General features: G+C 37.6%; 9 protein-coding genes and 1 other annotated feature. Of the genes, 5 read left to right on the forward strand and 4 right to left on the reverse strand.

Translation table 11 applies throughout. The annotated features are described in order from the left end of the window. Positions 1–44 precede the first annotated feature (44 nt). A complete protein-coding gene (locus AAGU76_RS08450) occupies positions 45–2,408 on the reverse strand; it encodes a valine--tRNA ligase (protein WP_342485037.1) in 2,364 nt (787 codons plus the stop codon). Between the two features lie 129 nt (positions 2,409–2,537). Further along, positions 2,538–2,790, reverse strand: a binding site (T-box leader). Between the two features lie 150 nt (positions 2,791–2,940). On the opposite strand from AAGU76_RS08450, the gene AAGU76_RS08455 reads away from it, so the two are divergent. From AAGU76_RS08455 to AAGU76_RS08470, 4 genes are all read left to right on the forward strand, one after another. Continuing rightward, positions 2,941–3,759 (forward strand): GNAT family N-acetyltransferase, encoded by an 819-nt coding sequence (locus AAGU76_RS08455; RefSeq protein ID WP_342485038.1) that lies wholly within the window; start codon positions 2,941–2,943, stop codon positions 3,757–3,759. Between the two features lie 186 nt (positions 3,760–3,945). After that, the gene (locus tag AAGU76_RS08460; RefSeq protein WP_342485039.1) at positions 3,946–4,920 is read left to right on the forward strand and encodes a MoxR family ATPase; all 975 of its coding nucleotides are present in this window, start codon (positions 3,946–3,948) and stop codon (positions 4,918–4,920) included. After that, positions 4,917–6,062, forward strand: a complete 1,146-nt coding sequence (locus AAGU76_RS08465; RefSeq protein ID WP_342485040.1) for a DUF58 domain-containing protein — start codon at positions 4,917–4,919, stop codon at positions 6,060–6,062. The genes AAGU76_RS08460 and AAGU76_RS08465 overlap by 4 nt, the downstream gene beginning before the upstream one ends. Before the next feature lie 18 nt (positions 6,063–6,080). Next, positions 6,081–8,492: a transglutaminase-like domain-containing protein gene (locus AAGU76_RS08470; protein ID WP_342485041.1), complete on the forward strand. Its 2,412-nt coding sequence runs from the start codon at positions 6,081–6,083 to the stop codon at positions 8,490–8,492. Here AAGU76_RS08470 and AAGU76_RS08475 read toward each other — a convergent pair. Continuing rightward, a complete protein-coding gene (locus AAGU76_RS08475) occupies positions 8,485–8,904 on the reverse strand; it encodes an SRPBCC family protein (protein WP_342485042.1) in 420 nt (139 codons plus the stop codon). The genes AAGU76_RS08470 and AAGU76_RS08475 overlap by 8 nt on opposite strands. A gap of 250 nt (positions 8,905–9,154) precedes the next feature. Continuing rightward, entirely contained in the window at positions 9,155–10,528 is a 1,374-nt protein-coding gene (locus AAGU76_RS08480) for an ankyrin repeat domain-containing protein (protein ID WP_342485043.1), read from the reverse strand. 244 nt (positions 10,529–10,772) lie between these two features. Here AAGU76_RS08480 and AAGU76_RS08485 point away from each other — a divergent pair, with 244 nt between their 5' ends. Continuing rightward, positions 10,773–12,158: a M20/M25/M40 family metallo-hydrolase gene (locus tag AAGU76_RS08485; RefSeq protein ID WP_342485044.1), complete on the forward strand. Its 1,386-nt coding sequence runs from the start codon at positions 10,773–10,775 to the stop codon at positions 12,156–12,158. A gap of 85 nt (positions 12,159–12,243) precedes the next feature. Here the strand turns inward: AAGU76_RS08485 and AAGU76_RS08490 are convergent, their stop codons facing one another. After that, positions 12,244–12,810, reverse strand: coding sequence for a cysteine hydrolase family protein (locus AAGU76_RS08490; RefSeq protein ID WP_342485045.1), 567 nt, complete (start codon positions 12,808–12,810; stop codon positions 12,244–12,246). Between the last annotated feature and the right edge of the window lie 51 nt (positions 12,811–12,861).

Consider the following 12,861-nt stretch of genomic DNA (forward strand, 5'->3'; position numbering starts at 1 on the left):
CAATCCATATTTAATTAAGAATCGCAGTCTTTTGATTTCGATGATCATAGGATTATTTTTATATTCTTTGCCCGACAACAAGCCTTTATATCACCTATAGTTTGTTTAAAAAACTCCATATGTTTATCATCTGTATTAATGACAACCTCTTCAATTTCTGTCTTCATTGACATGGCATTTTCAGACTTATACTTTCTTGTTTCAGTAATAATTTCCTTTAGTTTTTCTCCAAAAGAGATAATTTCATTGTCAACAGATTTTTCAGTTTCCCAACAAAGCTTGTGCAGTGATATACTGTTCTCATACTGCCTGAAAAATTCCTGATAAATATACTCTGTGATGTGAGGAACATAAATGGCATACAGCTTCAATATATTCAGCATGCAATAATATAGGGCATATTGTGCTGACTGCCTTTCTTCATAACCATGTATCTCCGGTTGATATAAACGTTCTTTGACAATTTCAATGTAATAATCACATAAGTCCTTCCAGAAAAAATCATCAATTTCATGTCTGGCTGGTCCTATTTCATATTGGTCAAGGAACTTTCTTGCATTAATGGTAGTTTGCTTACATCTCTCGATTATCCACCTGTCTACAGGCATTAAATTTACATGAGCACCCAGGTCAATGTCCTGCAAATGAGATATCGAAAACTTAGAAGCATTCCACAGCTTTGTGATAAACCTTTTTGCTATGGTTAATTCATCAACTGAAAAAAACGTATCTGATCCAAGCTTGGAATTAGCAGCCCAATATCTTATAACATCAGCAGAGTGGTTTTCAATGATCAATTTTGGAGAAAACTCCGAGTTACTTTTTGACTTGCTGATTTTTTCTCCTTTCTTAGCAAGAACGAAACCACAAATCATTATATCCTTCCATGGAATCTGTCCCGTATGGTAGAGGCTTTTAACTATGGTATAAAATGCCCATGTACGTATGATTTCATGAGCCTGTGTCCTCAAACTCATTGGTAATAGCATATCTGAAATATCATTTTCTTCATCCCATTTTGAATTTATTTGAGGTGTAACTGATGAAGTAGCCCATGTATCAAAAACAGCTGTCTCAGGCACAAACTCATCACACCCACAGGAACAAATTTTTCCTGGTCTGGTTTCAATAGGATTTACCGGCAGCATTTCTTCATCTGCAATTATAACATTACCACAATTATTACAATACCATATTGGGAAAGGAACACCAAAGTAACGCTGGCGTGATATACACCAATCCCATTTAAGATTTTCAACCCACAACAAATATCTGTTTTTCATGTGTTGGGGATACCAATTGATTTCATCGGCAGCTTTCAAAAACAGCTCCTTATTTGTAAGAATATCTATATACCACTGTTTTGACGGTATAATCTCAATTTCCTTACCACAACGCTCGTGAACAGAAACAGTATGTGTGATATTTTTTGATTCTATAAGAAATCCTCTTTCTGAAAGAAGATCTATTATCTGTCTACGGGCTGCTAAGACCTTTAACCCTCCTATTAATGGAACACTTTCATCTATTGTACCATCTGGCAGAATAACCTTACGATAAGGCAGTTTATGAGATTCATACCACTCTGCATCAGTGCTGTCACCAAATGTTGCACACATTACAACACCTGTGCCTTTATCAATACTAGCTTTTTCGTCTGCCAATACAGGAATTTCATAATCATATAAAGGAACAGTGGCATTTTTGCCGATGTATTTTATATATCTGTCATCATGAGGATTAACAAACAGACAAACACAGCCATATAACAACTCCGGTCTTGTTGTGGCAACCAATAATCTTTCTTCACCTACCTGAAAATTGATATAATTAAAAGCAGTTTTTTTTTCAATGGTTTCTAACTCTGCCTGGGCAATTGAAGTTTGACATTCTGTGCACCACAAAACCGGTGACTCCTTCATATACGCCTTTTTATCCTTCAAGAGTCTGATAAAGGACTTTTGTGATATTCGCTGTACCATAGGATTAATGGTTTCATATTGAAGGGACCAGTCAACTGAAAAGCCCAAAGACTCCCACAAATCTTTAAACTCTTTTTCATATTTTGCAGAGGTTGCAACACACCTTTTAATAAATTCCCTTCTTGGAAGATTTTTTGCAATGATACCCTCATCTTTTTCAACCAGTCTTTCTGTTGGCAAACCATTGTCATCAAAACCAAAGGGATAAAAAACATTGTAGCCTTGCATACGCTTAAAACGTGCTATCATTTCAGCCTGTGTATAGGAAAATATGTGTCCGATGTGCAAACTGCCGCTAACAGTAGGCGGCGGAGTATCAATAGAATAAATTTCTTCTTTACTCTCCGGGTCAAAACTGTAGATAGAATTTTCATTCCAAAAGTTGTGCATTTCTTTTTCAACTTGCCTAAAATCATAGTTTTTCATGGTAATACCTCCTGGAATTTTACGAACACAAAATCACAGTCTCGTTCACCAAATTATTTACTCGCTATCGCTCATATAATTTGGGAACTCGTTGTAGTATGGCATACAAAAAGTCCGCCTTAAGCTTATGCTCAGGGCGGACTGTATGCGTCCGTGGTACCACCTAAATTCAGATTACTCTGCACTCTGTCAGTACGGGATTATATTATCAGATACTGCTTTCCTTTTAACGGTGGAAATTTCCGTTGAAGCCTACTAAGATTATATCTTTTCAGTTCACAGCTCAAAGGCTACTTCCATACTTCCTTCACGAAGATTTTCACCAACCATCTTCTCTCTATGCTTCAGGTGAGTATGTACTCCTCCTCATCAACGCCATTTTTTTGTGTTCGTTTTTTATTTTATAATATTTTATTATATTCAAAATGTCAATATTTATGTTATAATTATTTATAAAATTTAAAAAGATGATTCTTAATTATTTAGGGAGGCGAATATTACGATAAATTACAAAACTTGTACTGATGTTACTATGAGTCAAATATTCGATGCTTTTACTATTGGTTATTCAGACTATATAGTTCCACTGAAAATGGGTCAAGATGCCTTTGAAAGCAGATTTTTAGGTCCTGAAGGTAATTCATTAAATTTATCCTTTATTGCACTTGATGATGAACGTCCAATAGGTTTAATTCTTGGGGGTATACGTTTTTTTGACGGGCTAAAGACAATGCGCTGTGGCACACTTTGCATTGCCCCTGAAAACCGTGGCCGTGGAATCAGCCATAAACTGCTTGAAATGCATAAATCAGCTGCAATTAATGAAGGGTGTAAGCAGTTGTTTCTTGAGGTTGTAAAAGGTAATGACAGAGCAATTAAATTCTATGAAGACTGTGGTTATAGAAAAACATACACGTTAAAATACTACTCAGGTATTATTAACTCTATGCTTTTTTCCAAAGGTTCGCCTTCTTATGACATAAAACAAATATCATTTGAAAAGATAGATTCCTTTAGAAAAACTCTTATGGACTGCCATATAAATTGGCAAAGCGATACACCTTATTATGCTACGAGCAAAAATGATGCTTATCTTGCTGCATTCGAAGGTGATAAAGAAATTGCTTTTATTGCTATGAGCCCAAATGGTAAAATTAACTTGCTCTGGGTCCACCCAGCTTACCGCAATCAAGGTCTAGGCAGCATTATGGTTCAAAAAGCTTCTCATGCGCAAAATAGCGAAAAAGTTTCCATATGTCTTCCTAATAATTCTATCCTGGAAGGATTTTTAAGAAAGCTGGGATTTCAGAAAGAATCACTTGAGCAATATGAAATGTACTTACCTCTATAAGTTTTATGAAAGATTCGTCTATACTTTAGATTTCAGGCTAGAAGTGATAGAATATTAATTAACAGAGATTTTATTCACAGCCTAACTATCCTCAAAAATCAAATTGCTGCTTTAAAAACTACATAGCAAATCAAACTCGGCATCATGCTTTAAATCAAAATGATATAAGAAGGAAGGTCGGTTTATTTGTCAAAACATGAACATGTTTCCGTTCAGCCAAAAGCATTGATGATTATCAATGAAATCAATAAAACAATCATTGGAAAAGATGAAGTAATTGAAAAAGTGCTTATGTCCATCCTGGCGAAAGGTCACATTTTATTGGAGGATACGCCAGGCGTTGGTAAAACAACACTTGCTCTTGCTTTTTCCAAAACAATGGGGCTGGATTACAAACGAATCCAATTTACACCGGAAATCATGCCGGCAGACGTGGTTGGTTTTTCCGTTTACAGCAAGGACAAGGAAAAACTGTTGTATCAGCCTGGAGCAGTCTTTTGCAATCTTCTTCTGGTGGATGAGATTAACAGAGCTAGCTCCAAGACACAGAGTGCCTTGCTGGAAGCCATGGAAGAAGGATCAGTTACAGTAGACGGAGTAACCCGCCAACTGCCTAACCCTTTTACTGTTATTGCCACCCAGAATCCAATAGGCTCAACGGGCACACAGCTTCTGCCTGAATCTCAGATGGACCGTTTTATGGTTAAGCTTTCCATGGGTTACCCGGAATTTCAGGATGAAATAAAAATTTTAAAAAACAAGCAATCAAGGGAATTGCTGAAATCAATAGTACAATCCACGAGCACAATGGAAATTATACAGATGCAGGACCAGGCGGAAAACGTTCATATAGATGACGATATATATGTCTATATCACCCGCCTTGCAGCAGCTACGAGAGAACATCAGTTGATTCGCCTCGGCGTCAGTCCTCGAGGTTCCATTGCACTTGTCCGAATGAGCAAATCTGCCGCGTGGCTTGCAGGAAGGGATTATGTTATACCGTCAGATGTACAGCTTGTATTTTTTGATGTTTTTGAGCATCGCATAATCCTTAATACGCAGATTAGTCTTGGAAATGCAACTGCCCACAGCATATTGGCAAGAATTATGCAAACAGTCATGCCGCCGGACATCTCCCGGAAGAGAGCAACTCTATGATAACAAAAAGGTTGAAATATGGTGCGTTGTTGTTAGCTGCCTTCGTCTTTCATATATTTGTAGTGGATTATATTTCATTTTGGATTCTTGTATTTCTTTTAATGCTGCCGCTAGTTTCCTTGTTTATTACGGTTCTTGCAATGAACGGAGTAACAGCAGAACTGATAATAAAGAAAGCTTCCATACAAAAGAATGAGTCCCTTCCAATACACTTGAAGATATGTAACAAATACTTGCTTCTAGCATGCAGGTGCAGGGTAACATTGACCATACGAAACGAATTGCTGCAGCAGGAACAAGAAAGATTGTTTTTTATAACTGCAGGGCATTCCAAAGAGACCGTGGAACAGGTAATATCTTCTAAATATTGCGGTATGCTGAGGTGCAGCATTGCAGAGCTTAGGATATATGATGCTCTCGGGTTATTTTCGTTTCGTAAAAATATCGACTCCAGCTATTTTGTTGCAGTTCTTCCATCTGTTTATCCTCTGATGGCCATTAGTTCAGCAGTACTTCAGGATATAGATAACAATATTACTTCCCGAACCATGAAAGGAAATGACCCTTCCGAAATAATGGATGTCCGGGAGTACCGTGACGGAGACAGACTGGCAAGAATCCATTGGAAACTTTCCGACAAATATGAACAGCTCATGGTAAAGGATTTTTGCGATCCCATTTCCAACGATGTATTGCTGCTTTTTGATTTAAACAGCAACAGCGACGAAAAGATAAGCGGGCTTTTGGATGCAGTCTATTCCATCTCCGATTTTCTTATAAAGAATCAGATTGTTTATGAAATACAGTGGTATGACAGCGTGCATGAACGTACAGTGCTCACCAACATCGCTCAGAATAATGATCTGCAATTGGCATTTGAAGCCATAATGACCAACTGCAGACATCAGAAACAGTCCTGGGTATTGAAAAACTGCAGCAATGGTTATGGCCACAAGCCATATTCGGTTGTATTGTACCTTTGCTCTGAAATCACATCAAATTCCATTGACCTGATTCATAAACGCTTAGCTGGAAGCCGTATTAACATTCTTCTGGTTGCGGATGCAACAGGTACTCGTACAGACGTGACAAACGTAGATGTAAAAAACATAAGAGAGAGCATGAGCAAACTGGTGATATAGTACGTATAGGAGACTATTATGAAACATAAAATTCCAAAGTCAAGTCATGGAATTCACCTTGACAATCCCAGCCTGATTGAATCAAAAACCTCTTTAGTGATGCAGTTTCTTTTTTATTTTTTATTTTTATTTCTTGGGGTTTCTGGGGTGTATGGATGCTTTTATACTACTTTTACTCTTCCTCTCACGCTGCAGGTGTTTGTTTTCTATGCAGCTGTGTTTTGTGCTGTCTTTACAATAATGTTTTTAATTAAACCAAGACGTATTTTGTTGCTGGTTCTGTCACTGACCGCAGCTGTGTATGTTCTTTTTATTAATCGAAATTTAATAGACGTCTTAATCAATCATTTGACTCAGGGATATTTCCTTACCTATAATTCCGTCATTTCAGCATACGCCCAAAAAATACAATCCAGTCTTTTCACCTTTCCAACCTCTCCTACCGGCACGAACGAAATAACAGCTTCCAGTACCGCTTTTGCTGTTTTTACATTGTTCTTTTTTACACTCTTTATGGCCTGGATGCTTGTTTATAGAAAAAGTACATTGTGGTGTTTTATGATTACCTCTCCATTTTTAGGCGTATCCGTGTTTTTCGGTATTATTCCCCACTATGCCGCAGTGGGAGCATTATATATATTTTGGGCCTTTTTGATCTTGAATTCTTCATTTTTGAGAATAAACAGTAAATTTAATAAAAAGAAAGGTGTATTTTACGGCGGCGGAAATACTGCCGAAAATCCTCAATCACTGATATTTCTTCCAGTTTTAACTGCTTGTCTCATGCTTGTAACTGTCATCTTTCCAATGAACAGTTTTAAACGCTCTGATTTTGTAAAGGATCTTCGGCTAAGTATACTCAGTGTTCCAAAGATCCAATCGCCTATTCAGATTCCCATACAAAGCATTTTAGGATATACTGACCGTGTCAATCTTCAGCTTATGGGAAACATTACATTTACAGGAAAGACTGTTTTGCGTGTAAAATCTTCCGGTACTGAAGGAGATTATCTCAAGGGATTTGTAGGCAGCATCTACACAGGTCAAAGCTGGGATTCCCTGCCTTCGAAAGAATATGAAAAACTGGATTCAGTGTTGAATGAGTGGAAAGTTCAAAATTTTTCTTCACTATTTAACAAGCTTCTTGGAAGGCCTGTAAAGACATATGATATGACGGTCCAAAACGCAAAAAGAAATTCACTGCGTGTTTATGCTCCCTACGGACTGGTGTCAGGACCTGAAGAGCTGCCAGGCATTGATTTTATAAATGACGGTTTTTTAAGATCAGGCAATGTACTGTTTGGCACAAGCGAATACAGCATGAAAGCAACCACGCTGCAAATAGACGCATGGAAAATTTCAGAATCCATGATTAACGCCTTCAGCCCGGAGCAGGCACCCTTTATCCATGCATCAATAGTGTATAAAAATTTTGTTTATTCGCACTATACCCAACTCCCCGAAACATTGGAAGAAAGACTGGATCAGTACCTCCGTGAACATAATTTGAGAATTGAAAATTACTTCAATATTAACGCGTTTGCAAATGCAGTCATTACTCATGTACAAAGCGAAAATTCATATACTCTTTCGCCGGGCATGACTCCGGAAGGGCGAGATTTTGTTGAATATTTTCTTTTTGAAAATCACAAGGGGTACTGTGTACATTTTGCCTCTGCCGCAGCTGCATTGCTCAGGTCTGCAGGAGTTCCCGCCCGATATGTTGAAGGTTATGCCGTATCTCCTGATGATTTCAAAGAAAATGCTGAATGGGCAAATATCCCTGATTCACGTTCACATGCTTGGGTGGAAATATATCTTAGCGCAGTTGGCTGGGTCCCTGTTGAAGCAACACCAGGTTCAAACAGGGGAGTTACTAACCATGCAGCTGCTGAGGCAGAGACTTCTTATGTAATCAATCCTATGCAAGATGACGTAACTAATGATAAATTTTATAATCATGAGACTCTTAAAATCGAAGAGCTGCCTGATTATGAAAACATCAATTCCAGCTCTGGCGAAATGCAAAGTTCAACTACCGATTATTTAACAGATGCCATAATGCGTATATTGCCATTTTTAGAGGCATTTGCTTTATCCACAGCAGTTCTTCTGAGCAGCAGAAAACTGCAGATTGCCTTTCGCAAAAAACAGTTTACTCAAAAAGACAGCAACAAAGCAGCAATTGCAGTTTATGATTATATTGTGAAGCTGTATGCATATGCAAAGCCTAAGGTCACTGCAGAGTGCAGGTTTCCAAAGAATTTATACAACCTTGTGTTAAAAGCGCGGTTCAGTCAGCATGTTCTTACAGAACAGGAGCTAGAAACACTGCTGGTTTATGCTGAAGACCAGGCTCTCGATATCCAAAAAACAGTCTCGTTATTTAAACGGTTCATAGGAAAGTATGTCTATGTGATGTTTAAATAGAAAGGCACTCGTTTTCTATGGAGTCGATTATTTTGTTAACCACGCTTTTTATAACGAGAGCGCTGATCCACCCTGTCCCTGGAATTTGGGGGTTAAAATTAACCGACCACGAAATCCTTGTAACATCACCATCCTCAATAAACTCCACTATACCAAGATAATCATCCTTGACCGGCGCTCCTTCATCCAAAGTATAAGTATAACATTTCATCGGATCCACAGACAAAAGTCGTTCGATGATTGTATTGTTTCCTGATTTGACTGCCCTGACAAAACCAACTCTGTTTTTTTCTGGGTTTCCTTCGTTTCTGACCTCCATTGGGTAAGGACCTGCCGATTTCGTAAAATCCGCTGCATCCCATACTTTTTTCAAAGGAGCTTCAATTGTTCTTTCAATTCTAAAACTGACCATTTCGGTACCTCCTCGGTATATTTAATAATTACTCGCTTTGCTCAGCCTTTACTAAACTGCTCTTTGCACAGTGACAAATCCTCATTTCAAAAAATTATTTCATGTGTAATTTATACCCATCATTTGTTACATATAACTTATTATCCAATTTACTTAATATTACTATAAACATTATTACAATATGCAAGTATTCCATCCAATGTAAAATTCCCTCAAACTTTCGTCCAAGGGAATTTTTTTTGAGCCCACCTTATTTTTTTAATAAATCAGCAATTTCATTGTATCCATATTTTTTGGCATATAAGAAGGCCGTGAAGTTGTTTGCGTCCCTTAGTTCAGAATCGGCACCGGCATGCAACAAAGCTGTTACCATCTCAATACTGCCGTTAGCTGCAGCATACATCAAAGGAGTCCAGCCTGACGAGTCAGCCATATTTGGATCTGCTCCTGATAATATTAATGAATTGATTGCTTCGACATTATTGCTGTATATGGCTCGGATTAATGCTGTCTCTTCATAATAATCGATAACATTAGGATCAGCACCTGCTTCAATCAGGATGTTTATCATTTCCACATTGCCATCCTGCGCTGCCCACATCAGCGGAGTCCATCCGTCTCCGTCCTGAACGTCAGGATATACTCCATCATTCAATAACTCCTTAACTTTTTCAACATTTCCTATAGCAACTGCCTCAGCCATAACTGCTGTATCTTCTTCCACAGATGTATCTGATAAGAAGCTGTCTGCTGCCATCATTATATCATTGCCAAATTCAATGCCGACAAACGCTATAACACATGCTGCCAGCACCGTTACAGCCATAGATAATATTGGCTTTTTAGAACGCGGTTCAGCATAATCAGTGTCATTCTCAAAATATAGTTTAATTTCATTTATTCTTTTGGGCAAAGACGGATGCGATGAGCTTTTTTCAGCTATTTTATTAAATAAACCCTTGTCATTGCTGCTTTGAAGCAGATATTCTTCTCGATTAACATTATTGAATAATGATTTACCTATTGCCAGTATTGTAAGTGCATTCATTGAAGCTTCAGAATTATTGATGTAATAAGCTGAAATACGATCACTTGTATATTCACACGCCCTTAAATAGGCATTTCCCAGAGAAGGAATCCACATGGCCGGTAAGATAAAAAGCTGCTTTGCCACATGCCTTCGCTTAATGTGAGCCAGCTCATGGGCTATAATAAAAGACAATTCATCGCTGTTGCCCGTATTGATTAAGTCAAATATATCCGAATACAAAATAACAATATTCTTCCTAAAAGATTTGGCAGCAAATGCATTTAAGATTCCACCTGATTCAACAACATATATTTCAGGTATACTGCGTATTTCCATGGTGCTGCATAGTTCCAGAACCTTTTCATACACCTCAGGGAATTGATTTGTACTTAAACGAATTCCGTTTGTTCTGATTCTCCCTAACATTAAACCATTGGAAAATAATGATACCAACGTTAATAATAAAAGCACCGCAAGTCCTTCAATATAAAATAGTAATGATACATAAATTATAATGCTGATTATCAGTGCTAAAACAAAATATCTTTGTTCATCCTTATGAATTAATTTTTTCAATGTCATATCTCTGTTCATTTTTTCCCCCATGAATATCTGTATTATAAGACAGATAATTATATCATGCAGTTATTTACTAATCCATCGGTAAATAATAGCATGCAGAAGGAGTTAAAAAGTTCTTCGTTGTCATAATTAAACATAATTTGTATAAAAAGTTAGTGGATTAAATAGAATTTTCGATAATTTTTACCAGCTCGCCTGTGTTATACTCTCATAAATCAGTCCAACTGATAAAAAACATATAATAAGGAGAAAGCATATGGTAAAAAAAATTTTTAGAATACTTTCAATGTTCCTTGTTTTTATGATGGTATTTTCCATGTCATCATTTGCAGCAATTAACACAAATGCATCAACTGCATTTGACCAAAAGGTTCTTGCGAGAATTGATTCCAGAAAAGCGCTTGAACACATCAAGTACTTAAGTGAAACAATTGGTCCAAGAGTAGCTGGAACAGCAGAAGAGAAAGAAGCAGCAAATTATATCAGCAAACAGTTTGAAAAACTAGGTTATGACGTAGAAGTTCAAAATTTTGAAATTGATAATGTTGTTTCAGAATTGACAGTTGACGTGTTTAAAGACAAACTATTTATGGTGAATACAGCAACCGGCTCAGGATATACCGATATAGACGGAATAACAGGCAAACTGGTAAATTGTGGTTTAGGAGCAACTCCATCTGACTTTCCTGCTGATGTTAGCGGCAAGATAGCATTTGTGCAAAGAGGCAGTGTTTCATTTGCTATCAAAGCACAGAATGCTGTAAATGCAGGCGCTATAGGTGTCCTTATGTATAATAATGCTCCAGGTAACGTAAACCCTACTTTAGGAGCTTATGTCAGCCCAATTCCATACATATCCATATCCTTAGAAGATGGACAGCAAATCTTAGAAGCAATGAAAAATGCTGATGTTACAGTTACTATTAAGGCAGAATTAATGACAAAATCACAAAATGTAATTGCTACGAGGAAACCACAAAAAGCAAATGCAGGCATTGTATACATAACAGCCCATTACGACAGCGTGCCTCACGCCCCAGGAGCAAATGACAATGCATCCGGTACAGCGATGTTGATAGAATTTGCAAGAATCTTAAGATCATATCCCACAGATAAAGAAATCAGATTCATTGCTTGCGGTGCAGAGGAAATCGGACTAGACGGCTCTTATTATTATGTTGAACATCTGTCTCAAGATGAGCTAAGCAAAAGCATTGCTAATTTCAACATGGACATGATTGCAACCAGTCATGGCCCTTGTAATATATTGTATGCAGATACAACAAACGGGCAGCCAAATTTAGTTACGGAAGCTGCTGAGGCATCCGGCGCGAGATTAGGCAACAACATACTGGAAGTAGGTAAAGGTTCATCATCAGACCACAGATATTTCGGTGAAGCGGGAATTCCTGCCGCATGTTTTATTTGGGGAGATGAAAACGGTAATCTGGAACCCTGGTATCATAAACCGGAGGATACGATCAAAATTAATATTAGTTTGGATAGACTGCAACAGGCAGGTGAAATGATCGGTGCGGCTCTATATGACGTTATTAGAACGGATACGCGTAACTTAGAAAACAGTGCTGTAAGAAGAATCGGAGCAGAAAATAAAATTGATTCTTTTGGTATATCTGAATAAGTAAATATAAATAAATTAAGCCTTCTATGATAAACCAAAATCATAGGAGGCTTTTTAGCTTTACCTTAAAAACTTTATTCCTGAATTATTCATTTGGATCAGATGACCATTTTCCCAGCCATTCATCTGCCTTGTAAACTTTCGCAAATGAACCATTAAGTGCTGCCATGTATGCGTTTTGTACCTGTTCTGCCGGAACCATGCTTCCTCTCCATTCCAGGTTTCGTGTTGCACATGCATCTTCGATTAATTCAACAGGATAACCGTTACGGTTGGCAGATCTTACAGTTGTATCAATGCACATGTGCGTCATCATGCCGCACACTACCAAATTTTCAATTCCTTTCTCCTCAAGCTTTTCCTTAAGGTTCGTACCATAGAAACTATCGGGTCTATGTTTAATTATGATTTCTTCTTCCCCTGAAGGACTGCACTTTTTATAAAAATCCGCTCCCGCTGTGTCAGGTTTGAAAAAAGCTGCATCCGGACTCATGCTTATATGTCGCACATGATATATCGGCAATTCATGTTTTCTGAAAAACTCCAGAATTTTATTTGCTTGCGTAGCCGCTTGCTCCGGATTAACCAGTTCATACTTTCCGCCCTTAAAATAATCATTTTGAATATCAACCAAAATCAAACCAGTTTTCATTGTACCCTCCTCTTTATATAACTTTTTTTGTATTACAAGCAGTAAGTCAAT

Origin of the sequence: Sedimentibacter sp. (assembly GCF_038562225.1) — a bacterium.
GTDB lineage: Bacteria > Bacillota > Clostridia > Tissierellales > Sedimentibacteraceae > Sedimentibacter.

Excerpts from the sequence above, each read along its gene's own strand:
- AAGU76_RS08450 (WP_342485037.1), bottom strand. The coding sequence starts at position 2,408 with ATGAAAAACTATGATTTTAGGCAAGTTGAAAAAGAAATGCACAACTTT.
- AAGU76_RS08455 (WP_342485038.1), top strand. The coding sequence starts at position 2,941 with ATGAGTCAAATATTCGATGCTTTTACTATTGGTTATTCAGACTATATA.
- AAGU76_RS08465 (WP_342485040.1), top strand. The coding sequence starts at position 4,917 with ATGATAACAAAAAGGTTGAAATATGGTGCGTTGTTGTTAGCTGCCTTC.
- AAGU76_RS08470 (WP_342485041.1), top strand. The coding sequence starts at position 6,081 with ATGAAACATAAAATTCCAAAGTCAAGTCATGGAATTCACCTTGACAAT.
- AAGU76_RS08475 (WP_342485042.1), bottom strand. The coding sequence starts at position 8,904 with ATGGTCAGTTTTAGAATTGAAAGAACAATTGAAGCTCCTTTGAAAAAA.
- AAGU76_RS08480 (WP_342485043.1), bottom strand. The coding sequence starts at position 10,528 with ATGAACAGAGATATGACATTGAAAAAATTAATTCATAAGGATGAACAA.
- AAGU76_RS08485 (WP_342485044.1), top strand. The coding sequence starts at position 10,773 with ATGGTAAAAAAAATTTTTAGAATACTTTCAATGTTCCTTGTTTTTATG.
- AAGU76_RS08490 (WP_342485045.1), bottom strand. The coding sequence starts at position 12,810 with ATGAAAACTGGTTTGATTTTGGTTGATATTCAAAATGATTATTTTAAG.